Source organism: Nonomuraea composti, assembly GCF_012034275.1.
Taxonomy (GTDB): Bacteria; Actinomycetota; Actinomycetes; order Streptosporangiales; family Streptosporangiaceae; genus Nonomuraea; species Nonomuraea composti.
The window spans coordinates 212,284-237,042 of sequence record NZ_JAATEP010000013.1 but is presented as its reverse complement, the minus strand read 5'-3'; the positions used below and the strand labels follow the sequence as shown (position 1 = coordinate 237,042).

Here is a 24,759-nt window from a genome sequence, read left to right as displayed (position 1 = left end):
CGCCGTCGAGCAGCCGGTGCGCGTCGGCGACGCGTTCGAACGGGAACGTCTCCTGTACGTGGACCCGGAGCCGGCCCTGCTCGACGAGTTCGACGAGCCGTCGCAGGGCGACCGGATCCGGGTCGACCGCGATGCCGCTGAAGCGCATGCCCGCCGCCTCGAACCTGGCGACGAGCTCGGAGTCCTCCTCGGCGACCGCCGTCACCAGGTGCCCTCCGGGGCGGAGCACCGCGAGCGACCGCTCGGCGGTGTCGCCGCCGATCGTGTCGAACACGACGTCGACGTCGCGGAGCACCTCGGCGAAGTCGACCGTCGTGTAATCGATCACTTCGTCGGCGCCGAGCCCCTCGACGAACTCCCGCTTGCTTGGGCCGGCGGTCGCCATCACGTACGCGCCGAGCGCTTGAGCGATCTGGACGGCGACGTGGCCGACCCCGCCACCTCCGCCGTGGATCAGGACGCGGTCGCCGACGCTCACGCCCGCGAGGTCGGCCAGGCCCTGCCACGCCGTCAGCCCGACGACGGGCAACGCCGCGGCCTCGGCGTGCGAGAGCGACGCGGGCTTGCGCGCCAGGTGCAGCGCCGGAGCAGACACGACTTCGGCGTACGCGTTGGCGGCCCGGGGGAAGAGCGGCATGCCGAACACTTCGTCGCCGGGCCTGAACCGCCATGTCCGCGGCTCCTCTTCGACCACGCCGCTGATGTCCCAGCCGAGGATGAACGGCGGCTCGCCGATCAGCGGGAACTCCCCCGCGCGCAGGCGCGCCTCCAGCGGGTTCAGCCCGATCGCCTTGACCCGGACGAGAACCTCGGTCGGCAGAGGCCGGGGCTCGGGCGCGTCCACGATGGTGAGCACCTCGGGACCGCCGAGTGCCTGCTGGGTGATGACTCGCATGACTCTCCTGAGTTCGAAGGAGTAGAGGGGGAGAGAACCCAGGCTAGGTGTCCGACAGGAACCAGCAGGTACCTTTGGCGCCATGAGCGGATTCGGTCCCGGCGATCCCTTTCTCGCCGACTGTCCTGCGCGCATGGCGGTCGAGCTGATCGCCGACAAGTGGACGGTGGTCGTGCTCTACGGCCTCAGCAAAGGCCCGGTGCGCCATGGCGAGCTGGTCGAGCTGATCGGCGGTATCTCCCGCAAGGTGCTCACGCAGACGCTTCGGCGGCTCGAGTCGCACGGCCTCGTCCGCCGCCACGCGTATGCCGAGGTGCCGCCCCGCGTGGAGTACGAGCTCACCCCCCTCGGGGCGACGCTGATCGAGCCGATCCACGTACTGACCGAGTGGGCGAAGGAGAACGGCGACGCGGTCCTCGACGCGCTCGACGCCGATTCCGGGCCGGTCGCCGGTCACGGCTGATTCCGCACCGCCCTGCGAACACCACGATCCGCACGGCGGTCGGGGCGGGGTCCCCATGGCAGGTCGTGCCGGTACGGGACGCGCAGGCGCGGCCCCCGGCCGTCGTCTGGAGCATCAGCAGTTCCTGGTCGGCGGTGCGCAGAATCGGACCTCGGGGTAGCGCGGGGAAGGCTTGTCCAGCAGGGGTTGCGGCTTGCCGCGCAGGTGCAGGTCGAAGAAGGCGGCGACGTACTGGCGGGTGAGGTCCAGCGAGCGGGTTCCCTTCAGGCCGCCGCCGAGATCCGCGCCGAGCTGCTGGAGCAGCATGTCGTAGTCGGTGAAGGACGGGTGCAGCGCCCCCTTCACCACCAGCCAGCGCTTCCACCCGGTCAGGTGCTCCCAGTCGCGCTTCCAGGTGCTGTCACCCGAGGGGGCGCCCATCAGCAGGAAGGGTCGCGCCAGTCCGGTCCCGGGGATGGGGAGGAACAGGCTGCCGTCCAGGTTGATCCCGGCACGGACCCGGGCGTCCCGCACCATGGTCTCCGGGGTGGCGGCCCCTCCGATGGACTGGCCCGCCATCGCGATCCGGGCGGGGTCGATCAGCGCGCCGCCCTTCCACTTGGCGTGCGGGCCGGTCAGCTGGTCGAGCACGAAGGGGATGTCGATGGCCCGGCTCCGGACGACCTTCTGGCCGAAGTCGTCGTCGTTGACCTGCGCGCAGGCGGCGCAGGTGGCGACCCGTCCGTCAGGGAAGGTGGTGGCGAAGTTCTCGTAGGTGTGGTCGATGCCGGCCACCACGTATCCCCTGCTCGCCAGGTCCTCGGCCAGGCCGGTGAGGGAGCTGCGCGGCCAGGTGAAGCCGGGCGACAGCACCACGAGCGGCAGGCTGCGCCGGCGTCCCGACGGCTCGGCGTCGGTGAGGGCGTTCGTCCGCGTCCGGCTGAGTGCCTTGGGCGGTACGTTCTCCAGCTCCTTGATTCCCGAGCCCTTCAGGAGCAGCTCGGATTCCCTGGGGGTGACGTACGGCGCGCGCCGCCCGGCACGCGCCGCGGTCGGGTACCACAGGGAGACCATGAGCTGCCTGGCCTTGGCCGCGGGAACCCACGGGTCGGGGCGGGAGGTGTCGGTCAGGTGCAGGGAGGTCGTGCCGACCCGGTAGGGGCCGGTCGGTTTCGGGAGGTACGGCGTGCCGGGTGCCGCGGCGGCTACGGGGGCCGGGGCGGAGACGAGGGAGGCCGTGAGGGCGAGCAGTCCCGCGGCGGCGGCCAGGAGGATCGGCCTTCTCCGCGCCCGGAAGGGGTTGTCGTGTGCCATGGAGTCGATCTTGTGGTGCCGGATCGCCGCCGGCATCGGCCGCGAGTCCATGACCCCATCGGCCGAACGGTTGATCTCTGGAGATGCTGCCGTGACGTGCCACCTGGCCTTACCACCAGGTCACTTCCGGTAGACGAGCTCCTTGTCGCCCTTGCCGGGATACGCCATGATGAGCAGCCGCTGCCCGCTCTGCTCCTCGCCCTTCCAGGGGAACCAGGCGTGGTGCACGCGGATGCGGTAGTGCCCCTTGCGCCCGTTGAGGGCGAGGTTGGGCAGCTCGGTGCCGCTGAGGGTGTCGGCTAAGACGATCTCGCCGCCGGGGCTGTCGTAGCCGACCTCGACCACCTTGTCCCAGCCCTTGGTCTCGACGGGCGGCCGCCGGGTGTAGGTCTCCAGGGTGACGCAGAGGTCGAAGTCCGGGTGGGTCATGACGGCCAGGGTGCCGCGCGCGGAGGAGACCAGCCCGTTGCCGGGGTCCATGTCCGGCTCGGTCTCCTCCTCTTCTCCGCCCTCATAGGTCTGCAGCACCCCGTAGTCGGTCCACTGCGGCTCCTTGATCCGGATCGCCCGGGCCGGCTTGATGCGCGGACGGTGGCGCGGCGTGGCGTCGCACAAGGCTTGGGAGTCGGCCTGCATCGCCGCGATCTCCTGGTCCTGCTTGTCCCTCGCGGCCTGGACGATGGCGGCGGCGCTGGGACAGATACCGGCCAGAGGGTAGGCGAGGGACGCGCGGTCGATCCTCAGCCGGGCCAGCTCCCGTGGGTCGTTGCGCGTGTGGACGCCGCACAGGCGGCGCCCGTAGGCGAGCACGACCTGGTCGGGCGTGGTGTCGGGGAACACGTGCAGGGCCCCCTGCGCGCCGGAGTTCCCGCGCAGGGAGCACACGAACTGCTGCTCGGCCGTCAGCTCGCGCGGCTCCGCCTCACCCATGTCGATCTCCCACGGCTCGGGCAGGACGCAGTCCGTGGCGGGGCCGCGGGCCAGGTCCGCCGCGGGCAGCAGGCACAAGGCCATGGCCGAGGCGAGCGCCGCGAGCAGGACGTGGTGACGGACGCGGTGGGCGGGCGGGGCGGCGTACAGCAGGAGCAGGAGGAGGCCGGAAGCGGTGAGCGCGAGGGCGTACCAGAGCGGGGAGATGCCGGGCGACAGGAGCTGGGCGCCCTCGTAGGGGACGGTGGCGCCCGGCTGGAGGTAGAGGCTTTCCGGATAGAGCCACAGCTCCCCGAAGAAGGCGGAGTGCTGCGAGGTGAACGCGCTCACGGCGCCGGCGCCGCCCAGCAGGAACAGGCTCAGCGTCGTGGCGCGCAGCAACGTGCGCGTCCGCCGCCGTACCGCGATGAGGATCAGCACCGCCGGCGCGCCGACGCCGACGAGGAGGTCGAGCGCGACCCAGTACGCGGTGGCCTGCGCCCCGGTGTACTCGCGTACCGCGTCGCCCAGCACGTTCTTCGGCCCGAGCCAGAACGGCACTCCCCGCGCGAGGTTGACGGCCGCGGGGACCAGCGGAAGCACGATCGCCACGGCCGGCAGCGGCCACCACCTGGCGCGCGCCCGCACGGGCTCCGTCCGGCGCGGGGGAGGCTGGAGCGTGCCCAGGTCGTGCGCCGACCGCGCCCACCAGACCAGCGAGAAGACCGAAACCGCGCCGAGCAGCGAGGGAATCAGCAGCTTCCAGGGCACCGCGTCCGAGCTGCCGAACGCCACGATCGACACCGAGCCGGACGAAAGGAGCGAGAGCAGGACCGCGAGCACGCCGGCCCGTACCGTCGCGCCGCTCCAGCGCGGATCCCGCGCCTGCGCCACCAGCAGCGACACCAGCCACACCGACCACAGGACGTCCAGCGCCCACGTCCAGTCCTGCCCGGCGAACAGGAAGGTGTCCGTCTGGTAGGCGAGGGTGGTGACGACGTCGTGCACCACGCTGAGCGTGCCGGTCACGAGCATGAGCACCCGTGGCCAGCGGCGGGTGGAGCCCCGCAGCACGCGGAAGAACAGCCAGATCGCCACGAGCTCGATCACGGCGGCGACCGGCGACGTCCACCACAGGTAGGGGATCGGCAGTCGCCACATAAGGACGTACCCGGCCATGGCGTACAGAGCGACCCGCAGCAGCCGCACCTCCCGGCCGTGCCGCGCCGGCTCCCCGCGCAGCCGCCCGCGCAACACCTCCCGATACGCCCACGCCTGCACCGCCGCGATCGGCACCAGCAGGGCGGGCAGCCACGGCCACGCCCCGATCTCGTCCGCCAGGTATCCGCCCGGGTCCGCGACGACCCGCCACAGCGGGACGAAGTCGCCGCCGGCCAGTCCGACGGCGGCGAGCACGATCACGGCGGCCAGGTAGAGGGCCGCGAAACCGGCGGCGAGCCGGCCGAAACGATGGCGGCGCATGAGGCGCTCCCGGGTGGGGGGTGGGGAGGAAAGCCCCCAACCCTACAGATCCCCGATCAAGTTGATCAAGCGCCGGCTTTCCCGGCACCCGCGTCACAGTCAGGTCGCCGCACCTACGTGACGGGCCACGACGTCATGGACGAAGGCGCGCCCGTCCCACAGGTCGCCCCACACGTCCGAGCCGAACGGGATCACGTCGACGCACCACCACTCCCCCTGATAGCAGTCGGCCAGCACGGGCAGCAGCTCCGCGAAGTCCACGATGCCCTTGCCGAAGCCGATCTTCCGCGAGAAGAGATTGCGGGCCACATCACCGTCGGTGTCGCACAGGTGCACGTGCCCGATGCGGCCGCGTAGCCGCCGCACCAGCTCCACCTGCCCGCCCGGCAGCACCTCCTCCGGCTGCACCTGGTTGTGCCCGCTCACCGCGGCGGCGTGGAAGTGGCCCGTGTCGTACAGGAGGCTGAGGTTGGGATGGCCGACGTCGTCGAGCAACCGGACGATCTGGCTCGGCTTGTTGAACGGCTGCCCCGACTCCACCTCCCACAACACCGAACAACCGCTGTCCGCCCCCCGCTCGGCGAGCCGGCCGAACATCCCCACCACGCCGTCCCACACCCGGCGATGATCCACGCCGTAGGGCAGAGGACCACGCATCCCGGGATCGACGCGCATCCTGCTGATGCCCAGCTCGGCGGCGAGCCCGAAGAACTCCGCCCACCACTTCTCGTGCAGCGCGACGACCTCGCCGTCCTCGGCCACAGGCCAGGGCGGGAGGCCGGCGATCGGCCCATGCGGCGCCGGCGCCAGCAGCACCGGCTCCAGGCCCAGGTCGTCCAGCATGACCGCCAGCGCGCGACGGGCGGCGGGCTCGGCATAGCGCTCGATCATCACATGGCCGGCGAACCCCGCGAGCTCCACGCCGTCGAAGCCGAACGCCGCGGCCACCTTCAGCGTCTGCTCCAGACCGGCCGGCCGCTCCATGCCGAACGACGTGCTCCACGTGCCCATCGACACCTTCACCTGCCTGCTCACCGGCTTCCGGCACCTCCCCTGTCGGCCTTCGGAACCTGTCCTCATCCCGGCGTGTGACACCGGAGACCATGAGGCCCGGCGCGCGGAAAGAACCCTCGCGCTCCCCGAGGCTCCGGGCCGGCCACACCCCGTCTCTGGATGATCTTCTGTCGCGCGAGCCAGAATATCGAGGCCCTCCGCATCGCCTACCGGCAGCTTCGCCGTCGCCGCTTTGTTGCCGATTGGCAACGGGGTTTGACCGAAGCGCAAGGTGCGCGGTTACTGTCCGATCATGCTCGAAAAACGCGCGGAAGCGGACTATGAGGCGTGGCGGCGTGGCCGCTGGGACGAGATCGCCGGGCATCTCGGGAAGGCCGGGGTGGTCCGGCTCGCGACGATCACCGGGTCGGCGCAGACGGTCGAGGGCGTGCCCGGACGGTGGGACGCGAGCGGCTCGGACGGCTTGAAGCTGACCGCGGCCGGTGCGGACGGGGTGTCGCTGGACGGCCGCCCGGTCGATGGCACGGTCACGCTGACCGGGGGCAGCAGCCTGCGGTTGCCAGGTGAGCGCACGGTGGCCGTCTCCGGGGGCGACGGGATCTACGGGCTGACCGTATGGGACCCCGCCGTCCCGTCACTGGCGCGGTTGCGGGAGATCGCGGTGTTCCCGGTCGATCCGGCGTACGTGGTCGATGCGGAGTACCGCAGGACGCCGGGACGGGAGGTGGAGATCGAGCGGCTGACCGATCCGCCCACCAGGCACGTTCTCCCGGCGCCCGCCGACCTCGTGTTCGACCTGGCGGGGCGGCAGCACTCTCTGACGGTGATCGAGACGTTCCCCGGCAACCTGCTGGTGGTGTTCACCGACGCCACCAGTGGAGCCGAGACGCCGGAGATCGGCAGATGGGTGGTGTTGCCGCCGGTGGAGGGTGACACCGTCCGGGTCGATTTCAACCAGGCCGTGCTTCCCCTGCACGTCTTCTCCCGCGCCTTCCCGTGCCCGCTGGCGCCGGAGGGCAACCACTTGCCCGTGCCCGTATCGGCGGGTGAGCGCGCACCTGTTCACAGCGAACCCGAAGGGACACGGCAGGCCATGAGCACCGACGTCAAAGACGCCGCCATCCGCTACCTGCGCCGGCTGGAAGCCGGCGACTACGCCGGGATGCGTGCGCTGTGCACGGACACCGCGACCGTCTGGCACAACGACGGCAAGGGACAGCAGACCATCGACGAGAACCTCGCCATGCTCAAGGACGGCCCCGCGGCGCAGGCGTCGCTGCGGTACGACGTCATCCGCCAGTTCACCGAAGCGGACGAGGTGCTCCAGCAGCACGTCCTGCGGATCACCAACGCTGACGGGCCCGTCGGCGAGGTGCAGGCGGCGATGTACTTCCGCTTCAAGGACGGACTCATCGACCGGATCGAGGAGTACGCCAACTTCATCCCCGCGGACGCCCACCGCTCGCGCTAGGGTGGAGATCACGTTCTGCCGAGCGTTGTCGCGCGCGGTCCCGCGTCAGATGTGAAGTCGGAGGTGATCACGGTGCACCCGATCTAGTGACAGCCCCAACCCGGGGCGTCACGGAGCCGAAAGGTGACCGTATGAGCAAGACCGACAAGACCCGGCCCTGGTGGGTGCGCATGGCCGACGCGCCGCCGACGACCGGCGTGCCCAGGCACGACCATCGTTTCGGACCGTGCACCTTGCCGGATGAGATCACCGCCGACAGCGCCGGCTGGCGCCCGAACGGCTGTTACTGGGGCCTGCCCGGTTATCACGTGCTCATCCGCGAGACCAATGCCGGGCACCGGGAGTTCACCTACACCTCCCGAGAGGATCGCCGCCGCAGCCGCCGCCAGGCGCGGCGTGAGCTGCGGGCCTATTACCCTGCCCACGTGAGCGGAGCTCTCGACGCCTACCTGGGCTGATGTCGCGACCTTGTTCCGTGGGGGTCCGCGAACCGCCGGGCCCCCAAGAAACGCCCCGCCACGCCACCGTGATGGCCTGGCTGACGCGAGGGCAGGCGCCGCGTCGAGCCGTGAGGCCCGCGCCCGGTCAGGACTCGCAGGTGACCTCGACCTCGGCGGTGCAACTGTCGGTGCCGGCGCCGCCGGTGGCGCGGTCGGAGCCGAGGCCGCCGAGCAGCGTGTCGTTGCCGCCGTTGCCCGTCAGGGTGTCGTTGCCGCTGCCGGCGTTGACCAGGTCCTGGGCGGAGCCGCCCTGGAAGATGTCGCCGCCCGAGCCGAGGAAGACCAGCGACGGCAGCGCGGTGTTGTTGATGAGCAGGTCGGTGCCGGAGCTGAGGTTGGCGGTCAGGTCGCTGACGCTGGACGCCGCGCAGTCCACGGTGTTGGCGTTGACCTGGACGCACGAGCCGCCCGCCGAGAGCGTGGTGAGGGTGTTGGTGACCCGGATGTTCGAGCCGGACACGCTCACCGTGATGGCGTTGTTCGTGGTCGTCGAAGTGATGGCCAAGCGCTCGCCGCTGTTGCTGACGGTGCCGGCGGCGTGCGCGGGGCCGGTGAAGGCGAGCAGCGGCACGGCCATCGCCGTGCCGACGAGAAGCGCGCGCAGCCCGGTGGTTCGCGTCGCGCGGATACGGTTCCCCATGGGGATCCTCCTGTGATCGGTGATGTCTGTGGGCGGCCTCTTCGCGGCGTCGCCCGTGCCCACCGATTGAAGCGCGAGGGTCCGTGCGCGTTCTGCGGCGCAATACACGGTCGGACAGTGCGGTCGGGAACTGCCGGACGGCCCACGGCGTGATCAGGCGGTGGGCCGAAGCACCGCCGTGAACGGCTCGCGGCGGATCAGCTCGCCCAGCACCCCGCGGCTGTGGCGGCGACCGCGTCCTGCGCTTCCCCGCCCGCTGGGGGGGCGGGTGTTCGTCAGTGGGCGCGCGTGGTGGGGGTCTGCTCGATGAGGGTGGCGGTGGCGCGGTCGAGGAACTCGCAGAACAGTTCGCGCTCATCCGGGGTGAACCGGTCGGTAAGGGCGCGTTCGAGCACGATGACCTCCTGGTAGGCGCGGTCGAGCAGGCTGCGGCCCGCCGGGGTGAGGGTGGCGATCATGACCTTGGCGTGCACCGGGGACGGTTGCCGGTTGATGAGCCCCTTGTTCTGCATGCCGGTCAGGACGGTGGCCATGCTCTGCTGGGTGACTCCGCAGGCGCGGGCCAGTTGCGCCCCCGACATGCCGCCGCCGCGCGACAGGGTCAGCAGCACCGTGTACTGGGTCATGGTCAGCTCGTAGCCGCGCAGCACCGACTCGTGATGGGCCATCAGCGCCTGCTCCGCGCGACGGATGCGGGTGCACACGTATTCCTCGACGGGCACGTCGCTCATGAAACAGCTCCCTAAGTTGACTCAGCATCCTGAGACTGATTATGGTCCTGCGGTATCAGGATACTGAGTCGAGACAGAAGGCTGAATTCAATGAAGGCTGTTGTTCTGGGCGCCGATGACGCGTTCCAGCTCTCCGAGGTGCCGGATCCCGTGGCCGGCCCGGGCGAGGTCGCGATCCGGGTCGCCTACGCCGGCGTGCAATACGGGGACGTGCTGGTGCGCAAGGGGCATTTCCCGATCCCGCGCCCGTTCGTCCCAGGCTTCGAGGTGGCCGGTGAGATCGTCGCGGTCGGCGACGGGGTGGACTCGGCCCGGATCGGGGAGCAGGTGGTCGCGCTGATCGGCGGAGGAGGGTACGCGGAGGTCGTGACCGCGCCCGCGATGCTGGCGATCAACGCCGCGAAGGTCGACGCCCGCACCGCGGCAGGGTTCGGGTGGGTCACCCCCACCGCCTACGACCTGATCGACACGGTCGCCCGGGTGCTGCCCGGCGACAGCGTGCTGATTCACGCCGCCGCCGGCGGAGTCGGAACGCTGGCCGGGCAGTTCGCCGCTGCCGCGGGTGCGGAACGCATCGTCGGCGTGGTCGGCAACGCCGGCCAGATCGACCACGCCCGCCGGTCCGGTTATCACGAGGTCCTGGTACGCGAGCAGTTCCCCGCCGCCCTCGACGAGCGGACGTTCGACGTGATCCTCGACCCGATCGGCGGCCCCGCCCGCGTCGCCAGCCTGGAACGGCTGGCGCCGCACGGCCGGATCGTCGTCTACGGCAACATCGCCACCTTCGAACCGGTCACCGTATCCGTCAACGACCTGCTGACGCAGGGCCAGTCGCTGCTGACCTACAACAGCAACCTGGCCGCCCGCACCCACCCCGGCAGGCTGGCCGGCAGCGCCGCCCGCGCCATGGCCCTGGTGGCCGACGGGACGGTGCGGATCGACGTCACCGCCGAATACGCCCTCGCCGACGTCGGGACCGCGATCGCGCACCTGGCCGACGGGACCACCCAAGGCAAGAGCGTCGTCCGCGTCAGCTGACCGGCTGAAGGCAATGTCCCGCCCGGTGCCCGCCGGCGTGCTGACGGCCGGCCCGCCGCTGCTGGGCGCCGCTCCCGCCGCCGTGGTCATGGCCGCGGCCAGGGTCTGGGGCGCCTGGAACAACGGCCCGCCGACGGCTCTCATAGAGAGTTGGAGGCGTGCAGGACGAAAGCCAGCACGTCAGCGAGCAGCGCCTGCTCCTGTTCTCTGGTCGAACCGGCGCCGTGCCCGCCGTGCTCCTCGACGCGCAGCAGCACCGGCCGGCCGGAGGCCGTGGCCGCTTGCAGGCGGGCGGCCAGCTTGGCCGGCTGCCACGGCGGCACCCGCGCGTCGCGCAGGCCGGCGGTCAGCAGCACCGGCGGGTACCGCACGCCGTCCCGGACCCGCAGGTAGGCGTCGATGATCAGCAGGGCACGCAGGCCCTCCTCGGTGGTGACGCTGCCGAACTCGGGCACGTTGATCGGCCCGCTGTCGGTGAACTCGTTCCGCGTGGCGTTCACCGTCGGCGCCTGGATCGCCATGGCGGCCCACAGGTCGGGGCGGCGCACCAGCGCGCCGCCGGTGGGGATGCCGCCGGCGCTGGAGCCCTGGCCGGCCAGCCGCCCCGGGCGGGTGTAGCCGAGGGCGATGAGATGGTCGGCGCAGTCGATGAAGTCCGTGATGGTGGCCTCCTTGCGCGCGCCGCGCCCGGCCTCGTGCCATTCGCAGCCGTAGGCGCCACCGCCGCGCAGGTGCGCGACGGCGTGGACGCCGCCGAGCTCGTACCAGGCGAGCAGCTCAGGACGGAACTCCGGCAGGTCGATGAGCCCGCCGGAGCCGTAGCCGGTGAGCACGGCCGGATTGTCGCCGTCCAGCTTCAGGTCCTTGTGATGGACGACCGTGAGCGGGATCGGCGTCCCGTCCCGCGCGGGCACGTGCAGGGTGCGGGCGTGCACGTCGCCGAAGTCCACCGGCGACCGCGGCGCCAGCCCGGTGTCCCGGAGGGAGTGGGGCGGACACGGCGCAGGCGACGTGGTTGCCGTCGGGGGAGGGCACGTACCAGTCGATGGCGTGGGGCCCATCGCCGCGCACCGCGCCGGGGTCGAACAGGACCCTGCTCACACCGCCGGCCTCGGTCACCGTCAGCACCGGCACGCGGGCGCCCGGCTCGCGCACCAGGGCGAAGACCCTGCCGGCCGCCATCGCGAGGCCGAAGTACCGCATGAGCGCGCCGCCCAGCTCGCGGATCCGGGCCAGCAGGCCGGAGCGGTGCGGCAGGGCGTCCAGGTGCTCGCGGGCGTGCCTGGCCTGGCCGTCCAGCCAGCGGTGGAACTCCTCGCCCCCGGCCTCCATCCACCGGTAGGGATCCTCGAGCGTGATGCCGTGGAGGGTCTCGCGCACAACGTCCACCCGGGCGATCGGGGGCTCGGTGATGTCGCTCATGCGCCGCCCCGTGCCTCGCCCGCGCCTTTGATGATCCACGGGCGCAGCCTAGTAGTCCCCGATCGCCCCAGCCGCCCATCGGGAAGAAACCCGCCCGCCTTCTAAAAAAATGTTCGTTGTTGATAGAGTCTCGGGCGTGACAAAGGAGATGATCATGAATGTGACGGAGCAGGCGGCCGAGACGATGCGCGCCCTGGCTCTGGACGAAGCTCTCAAGGACCGGGTCGCCGCGGACCCCGCACTGCGCGAGCTGGCCTGGCGGGTGGCCGAACGCTACGTCGGCGGCCGGACCATCGACGAGGCGCTCGGCCGGGCCGCCCTGCTCAACGCGGAGGGCAGCGCCGCCACCATCGACTACATGGGGGAGAGCTGCCGGGACGCCGGCCTGGCCACGGCCGAGACCGAGGTCTTCCTGGACCTGTCACGGCAGGCCGCGGCCCGCGGGGTGAACTGCTCGGTGTCCCTCGACCTGTCCCACATCGGCTCCGTGGTGGACCGCGAGCTGGGGCTGGCCAACGCCACCCGGCTGGCCGAGGCCACCGCCGCCGCGGGCCAGGAGATGATGATCTCGATGGAGGGGTCCGACCGCACGGACCTCGTCCTGTGGACCCACGAACGCCTGTGCGAGCGTTTCGGCCACGTCGGCGTCACCATCCAGGCCCGCCTGCACCGCACCGCCGAGGACCTGCCCCGCCTGCTGCGGCGGCCCGGCCGCATCCGCCTGGTCAAGGGCTCCTACCTCGAACCCGAGTCCGTCGCCTACCCGCGCGGCAGCCGCGAGCTGCGGGCGGCGTTCCTCGCCTGCGCGACCCGCCTCCTGGACGACGGCCACCTCTGCTCGATCGCCACCCACGACCCCGACCTGCTGACCGAGCTGCAGCCGCACATGCGGCCGGGCACCGGCGCGTACGAGGTCGAGACGCTGCTGGGGCTCGACGCCGGCCGGCTGGCGGCGATGCGCGACCGCGGGCATCCCACCAGGCAGTACATCGTGTTCGGCACCCAGTGGTGGCTGTACGTCTGCAACCGCGTCGCCGAGGACCCGCTCCGCCTGCTGCAGGCCCTGATCGACGCCACCCGCGCAGGCAGTGAACTGACCAGTGGCGGCCTCGCCTGCGGGGCGGTCACGACTGCTGAGCCCTGACGCCTCTCGCCCTCTGACGCATCTGCGCAAGGTCTTCGCCAAGCTCGGCATCGCCTCCCGCAAGCAGATCCGCATCGCCCTGCTCGACAACACGGCGGCCACGGCATGGCGCTGAACGGTGCAGCCGATGTCGGACCCGCCTGCCATACTCACCCGTGATCACGGAAGGCGGAACCAGGGAGATCGACGCGGAAGATCATGCCCGCGGACTACGCGTGGGAGGAGGCATGGGAGGAGATCTACACCGTCACCTTCGTCCGTGGCCTGGACGAGCGTGAGACGCTGCGCCGGTTCGGCGTGGTCGACGGCAACGTCCATGTGGTGGCCGATGAGGAGGTCATGGAGCGCGTCGAGGAGACCGGCGGCCGCTGCGACATGGTGCTGGTGACCCGGGCCGGCGGCTGGACGATCGCGTTCGAGTACGGCGGCTGGGAGGGGACCCGTCCCGAGACCCTGCGCGAGCTGACCCGTGGTGGTGGTGAGGCCGTGTCCGTCATGCGGCACGACTACGCGGCTTCGCATGCCTTCGGACACGCCGCGGACGGCCGGGTTCGGACGGCCTTCCGCCCGCAGACGCCGCAGGAGCGCTGGGGCAGCCACCCCGACGCGCTGAACGAGGACCTGCGCGAGCTGGGTCTGGATCCCGACCCGGAGGGGGAGTTCCCGTACCTGTCCGGCTCCGTTCCCAAGGCCCTCGCGCTGGCCAGTCGTATCTCCGGCGTGCTGTTCACCCCCGCGCTGCTGGAGGGGCCGCTGCTGGGCGGGGTCATCACCGACGCGGCTCCCGACGATCTCCGGGAAGGGGACCCGCTCGCCCGGCACGCCCTGCGGGTCATCGATCGGCAGCTCGCCGAGGCCATCGACCATGCCCCGCCGGACCTGCGGCGGCGAGCCGCGGTCGCCGAAGCCCGGCGCCAGTGCGAGCTGGCCGGCGTGGCCGACCACCCGGTGCTCGCCGCCGCGCTGGCTTCGGCCGAGCGCGGCGAGACGGGCCCGGTCGGGCACGACTCGCCGCTCGCCGAGCTCATCCGCGGCTACGAGTCGCAGCTGACCGGCCATCCGATCGACGAGACCACCGGCGAGTGGCTGGCCGGCCCATTCGCGGATCCGCACCGCCGCCCGGACGTCAGGCGCAACATCTTCTCCGTCGACACCGCGACCGGCATGCCGGCCTGCCCGAGCTGCAGGTGGCATCACCGCCCGGGCGAAGCGGAGCGGGAGGCGGTCCGGCCACGCTGGCAGGCGGCGAGATCAGTACGGCACGCCCTGTCACCCGACGCCAGGACGGCCGCCTACAACACCCACTTCCCGCTGGTCCACGGAGATCAGCTCATGGCCGACCCCGACCACGCGGCGGCCGTCGCCGCGACACTGCGCGCGACCCCGACATAGCGGGCCCCGATTCCCCGGCTCAGGAGACAGGAAACGCGTGGCCCTCGACCACCACGGGTCATGAGCGATGGTGACGGGCGGCTGGTGCGGGCTTCGTCGTGACAACGTTGAGATCTTCATGCGCGAAGATCTTCCCAGCCTCCGTTCCGGACGGCACGGAACCGAGCGGGGGAGCAGCAGGGCATGGGGCGACGGACGATCGGGCTGACTGCCGTGCTGGCCGTATCGGTCTCGGTCATCGGCGCACCCGCCGGAGCCGTCACCCGTCCTGATCCGGTCGCGGCGCTGAAGCGGCAGCTCGACGGTCACGGCGGCGTGCGGCTGAACGCGGTGTATCGCATCGTCTGGGGGCCGAAGAAGGATCATGTCTCCAGCCGGTCGCGGGCCGTCTACAAGTTCGGCGGGGGCGGGATCGTGGCGATCGACGTGCGCTACTCGAAGTTCTCGCCCGGCGACTCCCGGAGCATCATCTTCCCCGACCGCGCCTACGGCTGGGAACGCGAGCACCCCGCCTATATGCCGGCGGGCAAGTCCTGGTTCTTGGAGACCAAGAAGAACGACCTGGAACTGGTGTGCGGGCAGATCAGGCTGAGCGATCCCGCCACGCTCCGGCACGTGCTGGCCACCACGACGGTCAAGCGGCCCGCCGGCGTCTACGACGGCACGCGCACCACGCTCTACGAAGGCAGCACCACCATCGGCGACCTGTACAAGCTGAACCCGGGCCTGCGGGTGGACGGCTTCGAGAAGCCCACGGGGCAGTACGCGAGCTACACCAAGCTGCCCGTGACGTGGCGGCTGTGGCTGGGCTCGGATCAGCTCGTCCGCAGGTGCCAGACGCGCTATGACGAGCCCGACTCGCTCTGGAACACCAAGGACCGCAGTGTCTCGACCGCCGACGTGCGGCTCTCCGGCTGGGGCGAGGCCGTCGACATCAAGCCGCCTCCTGCCGAGCTGGTGGCGACACGCGATGAGCTGGTTTTCCCCGACGACGACTGATAGGCGGGAACACCCCACGACGCAACTGGTGACCGCCCCGTGATCCCTCCGGCGGGCGGGGAAGCGGGAAACGCCTGCTCGGACGCGTCCGGGCAGGCGTTTCGTGCGGCTACTTGAGGCTGTCCGGGACGCCGGACTTGTCGCCGAGGCTGGTGAGATGGTCGGCGTACTCCTTCACGTTGTCCTTCGTGACCAGCTCGCCCCGCAGCGTCTCGTCCGGCTGCACCTGCTTGCCCCCCAGCACGTCACCCGCCAGGGAGATCACCTTCTGTCCGAGGGCGAAGGGCGACTCGGCGTTGGTGGCGTACATCTGGCCCGCCGCGACGGCGGCCAGCGCGTCGGCGATGCCGTCGTTGCCGACGACCTTGACCTTGCCCACCAGGTTGCGGGCCTTGAGTGCGGCCAGCACGCCCATGGCCATCTCGTCGTTGGCCGCGTACACGCCGTCGATGTCGGGGTTGGCCTGCAGCACGTTCGTCATCACGTTCAGGGCCTTGGCGCGGTCGAAGTCGGCCGCCTGCGTGGCGACGACCCTGATGTCCTTGTGGGTGGCGATCTGCTGCTGGAAGCCCTTGCTGCGGTCCTGGGCGACGTTGGTGCCGAGGATGCCCTGGATCTCGACGACCTTGCCCTTGCCGCCGTACGGCTTGCGGTCGAACGCCATGACGGGGATGCCGGCCGCGTTCGCCTGCGTGACGGAGCTGCCGGCGGACTGGCTGCCCACGGGGTCGAGGATGAGGATGCCGGTCTGCTTGGAGATGGCGGTCGTCGCCCTGGTTGAGGAAGGTGGCGCCCGAACCGGCCCGCTGCGATTAGACCAAGCGCTTGGTTGGAGATATCGTGACCTCATCAGCAAGCCCGGAGCCAGGACGTGAGGTCGGCGTGGTCGAGCAGCAGCGCAACAGGACGACGGCAAGGGCCCGGCTCAGCGCCGCGCTGCGCCCGTTCTTCCAGTGGCTCGCGGGCACCAGGGGTTTCGCCCTGGTCGCACCCAAGATCGTGCCGCCGCTCGACCGCCTCGTCAACCGGCTGAGCGGCGGCCGGGTGCTCATGGGTGATCAGCTGCTCCCGCACCTGCTGCTCACCACCACCGGCAGCAAGACCGGGCAGCCCCGCCAGAGCCCGCTGGCCTGCATGCCGCAGGACGACGGCTCGTTCCTCGTGGTCGGCAGCAACTTCGGCCGCGACCGGCATCCCGCGTGGAGCGGCAACCTGCTCAAGACCCCGCAGGCCACCGTGAACTTCCGCGGCCGCGTGACACCGGTGACGGCGACCCTGCTGACCGGAGACGAGCGCGAACAGGCGTGGCAGGCACTCGTCCGCTTCTGGCCCCTGTACCAGGGCTACACCGAGCGCTCCGGCCGCGAACTGCGAGTCTTCCGCCTGTCTCCACGCCAGACCTGACCTGCGGGACGAGCCCCTGTTCCGGCCGCTGTACGCGGCGCCCATGCCTGCCCCGCTCGTCACTCGCCTGCGTGACCGGTAGATGTCCGGACAATGCCCTGGGACCGGACCGGGCGGAGTGGCATCCACCAGTACCGCGTTGCCCAGCGGTCTCCACCGGCCAGGCCGGCCCGCGCGGCCTGGCCATGACGCCCGATGGACGCTTCCTGTTCGTCAGCCACGGCCGCCCGGCGATCACCCCGGAGGACACCGAGCCGCCCGGCTTCGTCGTCGTCTTCGCGGTCGGCCCGACGGGCACGCTGAGCAGGGTCGGCGAGCCCGTACCGGTCGAGCGCGGCGGGCTCGGCATGTCGGTCACCCCCGACGGCCGCCACCTCTACGTGGCCTGCGAGGCGCTGACCAGCGTGTCGGACCGCCAGCTCTTCGGCTTCTCCATCGGCGCGCACGGCTCGCTCACGCCCGTCCCCGGCTCGCCGTACAGCGCACCCGACGTACCGATCGGCACGGCCATCACCCCTGACGGCAGGCACCTCTACGTCACCAGCGGCGGCCTGAACGTCAACCCCGGCCTCGCCACCAAGGTGTGGGGCTTCACCATCGCCGCCGACGGCTCGCTGCGGCCCACCCCGCATGCCCCGTTCGAGGCGGGACGCGGCCCGGTCGGCATCGCGCTCAGCGCCGACGGGCGACGGGCCTACGTCAGCACGCTGCGCGCGGAGCTGTTCACGTTCGCCGTCGAGACGGACGGTGACCTGAGACGGATCCACGGCCCGATCACGACCGGCGGCGTGCGGCCGCTCTTCCAATCCGTGTCGGTCGGCCGGCCGGCCCGACCGGCCCGGTAGCCGGCCGGCGTCAGGCCACGGGCGGGCGTCGGCGGGCGAGGGCGAGGCTGGTCAGTGTCGTGATCGCCATGGCGGCGATGCCGGCCAGCGCCGCCGTGGTGTAGGCGCCGTCGTCGGGGAAGAGGTGGCCGGGGCCAGTGCCCGCGGCGAGGATCAGGCCGCCGAGGGCGCTGCCCAGGGAGTACCCGACGCTGCGGACGACGTAGTTGACGCTCATGGCGCTCGACGTCTCGCTCTTGGGGGTGACGGCCAGGATGACGCCGGGCATCGCGGCCGAGAAGCCGCCGACGCCGAAGCCGAGCACGCCCATCGCGACGAGCAGTTCGGCCAGGTTCGAGCGGGCCGCGGCGAACAGGGCGAACCCGCCGCCGACCACGACGGCGCTGCCGGCCAGGAGCACGGGGTCGGCGATCCGCGTCCGGACCCGCGGCGTGAGCTTGCCGGCGACGAACCCCAGCCCCGAGAACGGGACGAGGACCAGCCCGGCGACGAAGGTCGTCAGCCCGAAGCCGTAGCCGGCGCCGTGCGGCGTCTGCGCGTACCGGGTGATGAGCGTGAGCAGGAGGTACATGCCGATCCCGCCGACGAACGTGGCGAGGTTCGCCCCGGCGACCGCCGGGTGCCGCATCGCCCGCACATCGACCAGGGGCGTCGTGGCGCGCAGCTCGATGACGGCCCAGACGCGGAGCAGCACCACCGCGACGACGGCGAGGCCCGCCGCCACGGCGAGGTGCCCGCTCCACAGACTCCGTTCGCCGGCGAGGAACAGCACCAGGAGCAGCGCGGCGGCCAGGACGACCGCGCCTGCCACGTCCACGCGGGCGGAGCGGCCTTCGGGGGCTTCGGGGATGGAGCGCCAGGCGGTCAGCAGGGCGGCGGCGGTGACGGCCAGGCCGAGGCCGTAGGCGGCCCGTACGCCGCCGAGCTCGGCGAGCAGGGCGGCCAGCGGGTAGCCGACGCCGGCCCCGATGATCGAGACCACCGAGATCAGGGAGATCACGGCCGCGCCGCGCTCCTCGGGGAGGTGGTCCCGGGCCACGCCCATCATCAGCGCCGTCAGCCCGAGCCCGACGCCCTGGGCCGCCCGGCCGGCCAGCAGCCACGCGAACGGCAGCGGCAGCACGGTGAGCGCGCTGCCGGCGACGACGACCGCCAGTGTGGCGAGGATCGCGGCGCGCCGGTGCGGGCCGGCTCCGAGCCGGCCCAGGACCGGCGTGGCGACGGCGCCGCTGAGCAGCGCGACGGTCAGGGTCCACTGCGCGCTGCCGAGCGAGACGTGGAACGAGGTCGCCACGCTGGTGATGAGCGGCGTCCCGAGGCTGGCGACCGCCGCCACGACCAGCGCGATGAAGATCAGGGCCGGGACCAGCAGCCGCGTCTCGGAACGCGCCACCGGGAACGCCTTCACCGCGGCCGGCCGGCCGGCTGCCCGGTCACCGCCTCGGCCCTTCGCGGTCCTGGCTTTCGAGCTCCGCCAGATGCCGCAGCGCCGGAAGGGCCGCCACCAGCGCCTCGACCTCGTCGGCGGCGAGCCGGCCGATCAACCGCTCGAACGCGTGGACGCCCGCCTGGCGCCGCGTCCGGACGTAGGAGGCGCCGGCCTCGGTCAGGCACACCAGCGTGACCCGCTTGTCGGACGCGTCGCCCCGCCGCTCGACCAGGCCGGACTTCTCCATCACCCGGACCAGGGCGGTCATCGCGGGCTGGGTGACGCCCTCGACCGCGGCCAGGTCGGTGATGCGCCGCGGGCCGGTGCGGTCCAGGGTGGCCAGGGTGGCGGCGGACGTCAGGCTCATGTCGCGGGGCAGGCGTCTCGCGGCCCTGGTGGCCAGGCCGTAGAGGGCCGCCGCGATGGCGGCGCCCGCGCCAGGGCCGGAGTCGTGACGGCTCACGCGGGAAGCATAACAGTTTTATATTCATAGTTTATGTAAAGGCATCGCGGTGGGCTGGAACACGTCGAACTGCTGCCCGGTGAACCCGCTTCGTGGTCGAGTGGTTGCTATGGGGCATAATGCGGGCTGCTGCGGGCAGAAGAGGGACAGCAACCGCGAGCACAGCCCGGGGCGCGAGGCGCCCGACGGCATCGCGGACGGCGGCCGAGAACGGGCCGTACCGCTTCGTCGGGGGCGAGATCGAGCCGCTGACGAAGCCGACCCCTGGCTCCCCGGGTCCGGCGCGCGTACGACAGCCCGGCTCAGGACCGTCACGAGCGGCGGCCCGGCTTACCTCTGCTGGAGTGTCATGACGTCCCCGAGTAGTGACAGCGTTGCCCGGATCACGCTCATGGTGCACCCCTGCGGGCTGCGCCTGGGCGGCGAGATCGACCGCGCCGCCCACCCCCGGCTGGCCCGCGCGCTGGCCTGGGCGGTGGCCGTGTGCGGCGGAGACGTCCGTCTCGATCTGGGCGGGCTGCACTTCATCGACGCCGGCGCGCTGCGGCTGATCGGCCAGGTCGCCGCCGGGCTTCCGGCGCCGCGCAGGCTGATCGTCGATGCGGTTCCGCCGCTGGCCCGCAGGCTGCTGGGCGTGCTGGGCTGGAAGGTGGGTCAGGGCAATCGCCTGTGCCCGGCCCGCAACGGTCACGCCCGCCCTGGCCCGAAGGACGCCGCGCCACCCGAGCCCATCCCCTGATGGCCGCCGCTTTCACCCGGTGGAGTGGCTGTCCTCCAGCACGTCGTACAGGTTGACGGGGTGCTGTTCGGTGCGCGTCAGCGGCTGCTCGGTCCAGACGCATTTGCCGGTGGCGGTGTAGCGGGTGCCCCAGCGGTGGGCGATCGCGGAGATGAGCTGGAGCCCGCGTCCGCCCTCGTCGGTGGCGCTGGCCCGGCGGGGGCGGGGGGTGGTGAGGCTGCCGTCGGAGACTTCGCAGGTGAGTACGTTGCTGCGGAGCAGGCGCAGCCGGATGGGGCCCTTGGCGTGGCGTACGACGTTGCCGACCAGCTCGCTGGCCAGGAGCTCGGTGGTCATGGACAGGTCCTCCAGGTGCCAGGCGCTGAGCTGGGCCCGGACGTGCTCGCGGGCCTGCCCCGCCGCCTTGGGGTCGTCGGGCAGGGGCCAGGAGGCCATGTCGGCGGCCGGCAGCGCGTGGGTTCCGGCGATCAGCAGCGCGGTGTCGTCGGCGGTGCCCTGCCTGGTGGGCAGCAGGGTGCCGGTGAGGTTGTCGCACAGGGCTTCGAGGCAGGCGGCGCAGTGGTCGCCCGAGCTGTCCGGGAGGGCCGCGTGCTCCCGGCACGGCGTCGAGCGCAGTGCCGCGGGGGCCATGTCGCCGAGCGCCGCGGCGAGGTCGGCCATGCCCTGGTCGATGTCGAGGGTGGCGCTTTCGACCAGGCCGTCGGTGTAGAGGACCAGGAGGCTGCCGTCGGGCACCTCCACCTCCACGGTGTCGAAGGGCGGGGTGGCGGCGCCGAGCGGCGAGTTCGGGTCGGAGTCGAGGAAGTGCACGCTGCCGTCGGGGTGGACGACGGCGGGCGGGGGATGCCCGGCGCGGGTCAGGTCGCAGGTGCGGGTGGTGGGGTCGTAGACCAGGTACAGGCAGGTGGCGTAGAAGTCGTCGCCCAGCTCGCTGACCAGGTCGTTGAGGTGGGCGAGCAGCTCGTCGGGCGGCAGTTCCAGGTCGGCCAGGGTGCGGACGGCGGTGCGCAGCCGGCCCATGGTGACGGCCTCGGCCACGCCGTGCCCCATGACGTCGCCGATGACCATGGCGACCCGGTCCGCCGACAGCGGGATGACGTCGTACCAGTCGCCGCCCACCTCCATGTCCTTGCCGGCGGGCAGGTAGCGGGCCGCGGGGGTGACGGCGGGCAGGCTGGGCAGCTCGCGGGGGAGCAGCTCGCGCTGCATCTGGTGGGCGCGCATGTGCTCCTTGTCGTACAGGCGGGCCCGTTCCACGGCCTGGGCGACGAGCCCGCTGAGCGCGGTGAGCAGGGTACGCTCCTCGCCGGTGAACTTGTGCGGCTCGGCGAAGGAGACGACGCACGTCCCCACGGGGCGTCCTGAGGCGATCAGCGGAAGGAACGCCCACGCCTGCTTGCCGCCGGCGGCCGGAAGGTCGGCCACGACGGGGTAGCGCTCCATGTACTCCTCCGCCGAGCTGATGAACATCGGGGTCCGCTCGCGCAGGACCTGCGCGATCGTGAGCTTGCCCGAGGCCGGTATCCGCGTGATCCGGTCGATGAACTCCTGCGTGTAGCCGCAGAACGCGACCGGCCGCAGGTGGTCGCCCTCGACGAGGGCGACGATCAGCCCGACGGCGCCGAACAGCGGCAGGATGTGGGCGGCGGAGGCGTCCGCGACGTCCTGCACGGTGATGGCCTCGGCCAGCGCCCGGGTCAGCCGGCCGATCCCGGCGGCCCGTTCGGCGTCGGCCCTGGTCACGGCGGCGGGTTCGGCCGCCCGCGCCGGCGGTTCGGAGACGGTGTCGATGGCGTCGTGGATGGCGCTGATGTCCATCAGGGTGCCGACCATGCGGGCCGGCCGGCCGTTCTCGTCGGTCATGGAGCGGCCGCGGGCGCGCACCCAGCCGGACGTCCCGTCCGGGCGGCAGATCCGGTACTCGCTGCCGTACATCCGCCCCGTCTGGATCGCCTCGTCGATGTCGGCCAGCACCCAGGGCAGGTCTTCCGGGTGGACGATGCTGGTCCAGGTCTCGATCCGTTCGTCGAACGTGCCGGGGTCGACGCCGAGGATGGCGAGCGTCGCCGCGTTCCACGTGATCCGGCCGGTCCTGATGTCCCAGTCCCACGTGCCGACCGTCGGCAGGTCCTGCCGCAGGTGCGAGCCGGCGGGCTGGTCCCGCCGTCCCGGCCCGGCCGGGCCCGGCGGCGGCGCGGGGTATCTGCTCAGGTGCTCGCCGGCCCACCGGCCCAGCATGCGGAGGAAGGACCGTCGCCGGGCGGGCGGCTCGTGCGGGGAGAGCGTCACGACCGACAACGCGCCGGCCGGCCCTGCGGGGCCGAGCAGCGGAACGGCGGCCATCGCCGTGCCGGCGGGCCAGGACCAGGCGCCGTCCCCCTGCCGCCTGCCCGCGCGTTCTCCGGCGGCGGGGTCCGTCAAGGGTTCCCACACGAACGCGGCATCCCGGAGCGCTCGCGCCGGGACGAGCGGGGCGTCCCGGTCGATGCGCTCCCACGCCTGGGCGAAGGCCGCGGGCAGCCCGCTGGCCGCGACCAGGCGCAGCGCGCCGCCGTGGCCGGGGCCGCACAGGTGCACCATGCCGCCCAGCCCGGACAGCTCGGCCACCGCCTGCTGGAGCGTGAACCGCAGGAGCTCGGTCCCCCACAGCTCATCGCCGACGGCCGCCAGCAGCCGTTTCCGCTCCTCGCAGACCCGGTCCGCCCACGTGGTGCGCAGGCTGCGCGCATGCCGTCCGCTCATCCTCATCCCCCTCTCCAGGACGCGTGTGCGGCATCGGTCCGGGAGGAATCCATAGGTATGGGTTCATATGTCCGAATTGGACTACCCGGAGAATGCGGGTTCGGCGCACGGCCGAGACCGATTTGACCAAAGGCTGACCCGCCACCGCGGCCCGCGACCGCCTCCCTGACCTGCGCAGTCTGGCGCTCGTTGCGGGGGTCACCTCGGTTTTGCGTTCGAGCGCGCTCGAAGGCATACCGTCCCTGCCATGACGACACAGACCTGGATCATCACCGGCGCGTCCCGCGGTTTCGGACGCGCACTGGCGGACTCGGCGCTCGCGGCGGGCGACAACGTGGTGGCGGCGGTGCGCCGGCCCGAGAGCGTGGCCGATCTGGAGGCGAAGTACCCGGACAATTGCCTGATCGCGACGTTCGACGCCCGGGACGTCGCCGCGGCCACGGACCTCGTGCGCGCCACCCTCGACCGCTTCGGTCAGCTCGACGTGCTGGTCAACAACGCGGGCCGGGCCGTGGTCGGAGCGGTCGAGGAGGTCGGCGACGCGCAGTTGCGCGAGTTGATGGAGCTGCACCTGTTCGGCCCCGCCGCCCTCGTCCGGGCGGCGCTGCCCGCGATGCGTGAGCGGGGCAGCGGGACGATTGTCCAGATGAGCAGCCAGGGCGGGCGGATGGCGTTCCCCGGCGTGTCGGCGTACTGCGCGTCGAAGTTCGCCCTCGAAGGCTGGTCCGAGGCCCTGGCCGGGGAGGTCGCCCCGTTCGGGATCCGGGTGATGCTCGTCGAGCCCAGCCGGTTCAGGACGGGCTTCAACCGGGGCGACGTGCTGGAGTTCGCCGAGCCGTCCGCGACCTACCGCGACCTGCTCGCCGACGTCCGCGCGGACATGGCCGGGACCGACGGCCGGCAGGAAGGCGACCCGGTGCGGGCGGCCGAGATCATCGTGTCCCTCGCGCACGGCGACGAGGTGCCGCTGCGGCTGCCGCTCGGGCGCGAGGCGGTCGAGCGCATCTCGCGCGCCTACCGGCGCGGCCTGGACGAGGTCGAGCGGTGGGCCGAGACCGCCCGCGGCGCCGACTTCGACGATGTCCCTCCATCGGTACGGCCGGTCTAGGCTCGTGGTCATGGCCACCGACGATCTCATGACCAGGGCGCTCGAAGCGCTCGGTGACGACGGCCCCCTGTCGGTCGAGGCGATCCACCGCCTCACCGACGTGCCCGACCTGCCCGAGACGATGACCATCGCCGAGGTCGCCGACCTCCTCGACCTCTCGCCCCACACGCTGCGCTACTACGAGCGGGCCGGGCTGGTCGAGGTGGCCCGCGACGGCAACGGTCACCGCGTCTACGACGCCGACGCGGTTCGGCGCCTGGTGTTCCTCACCCGGATGCGGCTGTCCGGCATGGCGATGCGTGACCTGCAGCACTACGTCGCACTCGCCGACGCCGGAGAACACACGGTGCCGGAGCGGCTCGACGTGCTGGTCGAACACCGCGACACCATCCGCCGCCGGATCCGCGAGCTGACCCTTTCCCTCGCGGCGGTCGAATACAAGATCGCCACGTACGGGGGCGCGACCGGGCCGGACGTGCACGCCCTCGGCACCACCACCGGCACCACCACCGGCATCACCACCGGTGCCACCAGCACGGCGCTGCCGGACGAGCCGCCGCGACGGGCACTCCGGGCCGGGTGAGGGCCGCGCGGCGGCAGGCGGTCGACGACGCTTGTGTCCGCGTTGCGACCGCC

General features: G+C 72.0%; 24 protein-coding genes. 12 read left to right on the top strand and 12 right to left on the bottom strand.

Going from position 1 to position 24,759, the window contains the following annotated elements; genetic code table 11:
* On the bottom strand, positions 1-895 hold an 895-nt coding region (locus tag HCN51_RS20640), incomplete at its 3' end, for an NADP-dependent oxidoreductase (RefSeq protein ID WP_168011153.1).
* Between the two features lie 133 nt (positions 896-1,028).
* On the opposite strand from HCN51_RS20640, the gene HCN51_RS20635 reads away from it, so the two are divergent.
* Positions 1,029-1,358, top strand: a complete 330-nt coding sequence (locus HCN51_RS20635) for a winged helix-turn-helix transcriptional regulator (protein ID WP_240973037.1) — start codon at positions 1,029-1,031, stop codon at positions 1,356-1,358.
* 114 nt (positions 1,359-1,472) lie between these two features.
* Here HCN51_RS20635 and HCN51_RS20630 read toward each other — a convergent pair whose 3' ends face one another.
* The 3 genes from HCN51_RS20630 to HCN51_RS20620 all read right to left on the bottom strand — a co-directional run bounded on the left by HCN51_RS20630 (position 1,473) and on the right by HCN51_RS20620 (position 6,077).
* A complete protein-coding gene (locus HCN51_RS20630; RefSeq protein WP_168011151.1) occupies positions 1,473-2,651 on the bottom strand; it encodes an alpha/beta hydrolase family protein in 1,179 nt (392 codons plus the stop codon).
* A 120-nt stretch (positions 2,652-2,771) separates the two neighbouring features.
* Entirely contained in the window at positions 2,772-5,042 is a 2,271-nt protein-coding gene (locus HCN51_RS20625) for a hypothetical protein (protein WP_168011150.1), read from the bottom strand.
* Positions 5,043-5,141: 99 nt separating this feature from the next.
* Positions 5,142-6,077, bottom strand: coding sequence for a TIM barrel protein (locus HCN51_RS20620; RefSeq protein WP_168011149.1), 936 nt, complete (start codon positions 6,075-6,077; stop codon positions 5,142-5,144).
* 271 nt (positions 6,078-6,348) lie between these two features.
* Between HCN51_RS20620 and HCN51_RS20615 the strand changes: the two genes are divergently transcribed.
* Both HCN51_RS20615 and HCN51_RS20610 read left to right on the top strand, forming a co-directional pair.
* A complete protein-coding gene (locus HCN51_RS20615; RefSeq protein WP_168011148.1) occupies positions 6,349-7,527 on the top strand; it encodes a DUF1684 domain-containing protein in 1,179 nt (392 codons plus the stop codon).
* A gap of 131 nt (positions 7,528-7,658) precedes the next feature.
* On the top strand, positions 7,659-7,985 hold the full coding sequence (locus tag HCN51_RS20610) for a hypothetical protein (RefSeq protein WP_168011147.1): 327 nt from the start codon (positions 7,659-7,661) through the stop codon (positions 7,983-7,985).
* A gap of 127 nt (positions 7,986-8,112) precedes the next feature.
* Here the strand turns inward: HCN51_RS20610 and HCN51_RS20605 are convergent, their stop codons facing one another.
* Together HCN51_RS20605 and HCN51_RS20600 are read right to left on the bottom strand one after the other, a co-directional pair.
* Positions 8,113-8,667: a calcium-binding protein gene (locus HCN51_RS20605; RefSeq protein ID WP_168011146.1), complete on the bottom strand. Its 555-nt coding sequence runs from the start codon at positions 8,665-8,667 to the stop codon at positions 8,113-8,115.
* A 275-nt stretch (positions 8,668-8,942) separates the two neighbouring features.
* The gene (locus HCN51_RS20600; protein ID WP_168011145.1) at positions 8,943-9,398 is read right to left on the bottom strand and encodes a MarR family winged helix-turn-helix transcriptional regulator; all 456 of its coding nucleotides are present in this window, start codon (positions 9,396-9,398) and stop codon (positions 8,943-8,945) included.
* 90 nt (positions 9,399-9,488) lie between these two features.
* Here HCN51_RS20600 and HCN51_RS20595 point away from each other — a divergent pair, with 90 nt between their 5' ends.
* Positions 9,489-10,436: a quinone oxidoreductase family protein gene (locus HCN51_RS20595; protein ID WP_168011144.1), complete on the top strand. Its 948-nt coding sequence runs from the start codon at positions 9,489-9,491 to the stop codon at positions 10,434-10,436.
* Between the two features lie 140 nt (positions 10,437-10,576).
* On the opposite strand, the gene HCN51_RS20590 is transcribed toward HCN51_RS20595, so the two are convergent.
* Both HCN51_RS20590 and HCN51_RS59555 read right to left on the bottom strand, forming a co-directional pair.
* A complete protein-coding gene (locus tag HCN51_RS20590) occupies positions 10,577-11,269 on the bottom strand; it encodes a prolyl oligopeptidase family serine peptidase (protein ID WP_346433724.1) in 693 nt (230 codons plus the stop codon).
* Positions 11,214-11,858 (bottom strand): hypothetical protein, encoded by a 645-nt coding sequence (locus tag HCN51_RS59555; RefSeq protein ID WP_240973036.1) that lies wholly within the window; start codon positions 11,856-11,858, stop codon positions 11,214-11,216. Before HCN51_RS59555 ends, HCN51_RS20590 begins: the two co-directional genes overlap by 56 nt.
* A gap of 154 nt (positions 11,859-12,012) precedes the next feature.
* On the opposite strand from HCN51_RS59555, the gene HCN51_RS20585 reads away from it, so the two are divergent.
* The 3 genes from HCN51_RS20585 to HCN51_RS20575 all read left to right on the top strand — a co-directional run bounded on the left by HCN51_RS20585 (position 12,013) and on the right by HCN51_RS20575 (position 15,393).
* A complete protein-coding gene (locus HCN51_RS20585; RefSeq protein ID WP_240973035.1) occupies positions 12,013-13,002 on the top strand; it encodes a proline dehydrogenase family protein in 990 nt (329 codons plus the stop codon).
* A gap of 198 nt (positions 13,003-13,200) precedes the next feature.
* On the top strand, positions 13,201-14,394 hold the full coding sequence (locus tag HCN51_RS20580) for a DUF6461 domain-containing protein (protein ID WP_168011142.1): 1,194 nt from the start codon (positions 13,201-13,203) through the stop codon (positions 14,392-14,394).
* Between the two features lie 183 nt (positions 14,395-14,577).
* On the top strand, positions 14,578-15,393 hold the full coding sequence (locus tag HCN51_RS20575; protein ID WP_168011141.1) for a hypothetical protein: 816 nt from the start codon (positions 14,578-14,580) through the stop codon (positions 15,391-15,393).
* Positions 15,394-15,502: 109 nt separating this feature from the next.
* Here the strand turns inward: HCN51_RS20575 and HCN51_RS20570 are convergent, their stop codons facing one another.
* A complete protein-coding gene (locus HCN51_RS20570; RefSeq protein WP_168011140.1) occupies positions 15,503-16,117 on the bottom strand; it encodes a substrate-binding domain-containing protein in 615 nt (204 codons plus the stop codon).
* Between the two features lie 116 nt (positions 16,118-16,233).
* Here HCN51_RS20570 and HCN51_RS20565 point away from each other — a divergent pair, with 116 nt between their 5' ends.
* Both HCN51_RS20565 and HCN51_RS20560 read left to right on the top strand, forming a co-directional pair.
* On the top strand, positions 16,234-16,797 hold the full coding sequence (locus HCN51_RS20565; RefSeq protein WP_346433723.1) for a nitroreductase family deazaflavin-dependent oxidoreductase: 564 nt from the start codon (positions 16,234-16,236) through the stop codon (positions 16,795-16,797).
* Positions 16,798-16,982: 185 nt separating this feature from the next.
* Positions 16,983-17,642 (top strand): lactonase family protein, encoded by a 660-nt coding sequence (locus HCN51_RS20560; RefSeq protein ID WP_168011139.1) that lies wholly within the window; start codon positions 16,983-16,985, stop codon positions 17,640-17,642.
* A 10-nt stretch (positions 17,643-17,652) separates the two neighbouring features.
* Here HCN51_RS20560 and HCN51_RS20555 read toward each other — a convergent pair whose 3' ends face one another.
* Positions 17,653-19,035, bottom strand: coding sequence for an MFS transporter (locus HCN51_RS20555; RefSeq protein ID WP_206067304.1), 1,383 nt, complete (start codon positions 19,033-19,035; stop codon positions 17,653-17,655).
* Positions 19,036-19,075: 40 nt separating this feature from the next.
* A complete protein-coding gene (locus HCN51_RS20550; RefSeq protein ID WP_346433722.1) occupies positions 19,076-19,534 on the bottom strand; it encodes a MarR family winged helix-turn-helix transcriptional regulator in 459 nt (152 codons plus the stop codon).
* Positions 19,535-19,883: 349 nt separating this feature from the next.
* On the opposite strand from HCN51_RS20550, the gene HCN51_RS20545 reads away from it, so the two are divergent.
* The gene (locus HCN51_RS20545) at positions 19,884-20,273 is read left to right on the top strand and encodes an STAS domain-containing protein (protein ID WP_168011137.1); all 390 of its coding nucleotides are present in this window, start codon (positions 19,884-19,886) and stop codon (positions 20,271-20,273) included.
* A 12-nt stretch (positions 20,274-20,285) separates the two neighbouring features.
* Here the strand turns inward: HCN51_RS20545 and HCN51_RS20540 are convergent, their stop codons facing one another.
* Positions 20,286-23,015 carry a SpoIIE family protein phosphatase gene (locus tag HCN51_RS20540; RefSeq protein ID WP_168011136.1) on the bottom strand — a complete coding sequence of 910 codons (2,730 nt, stop codon included), beginning with the start codon at positions 23,013-23,015 and terminating at the stop codon, positions 20,286-20,288.
* Between the two features lie 247 nt (positions 23,016-23,262).
* Between HCN51_RS20540 and HCN51_RS20535 the strand changes: the two genes are divergently transcribed.
* Both HCN51_RS20535 and HCN51_RS20530 read left to right on the top strand, forming a co-directional pair.
* Positions 23,263-24,123: an SDR family NAD(P)-dependent oxidoreductase gene (locus tag HCN51_RS20535; RefSeq protein WP_168011135.1), complete on the top strand. Its 861-nt coding sequence runs from the start codon at positions 23,263-23,265 to the stop codon at positions 24,121-24,123.
* Between the two features lie 10 nt (positions 24,124-24,133).
* Complete coding sequence (locus HCN51_RS20530) at positions 24,134-24,706, top strand: MerR family transcriptional regulator (RefSeq protein ID WP_168011134.1); 573 nt, start codon at positions 24,134-24,136, stop codon at positions 24,704-24,706.
* The last annotated feature ends 53 nt before the right edge of the window (positions 24,707-24,759 follow it).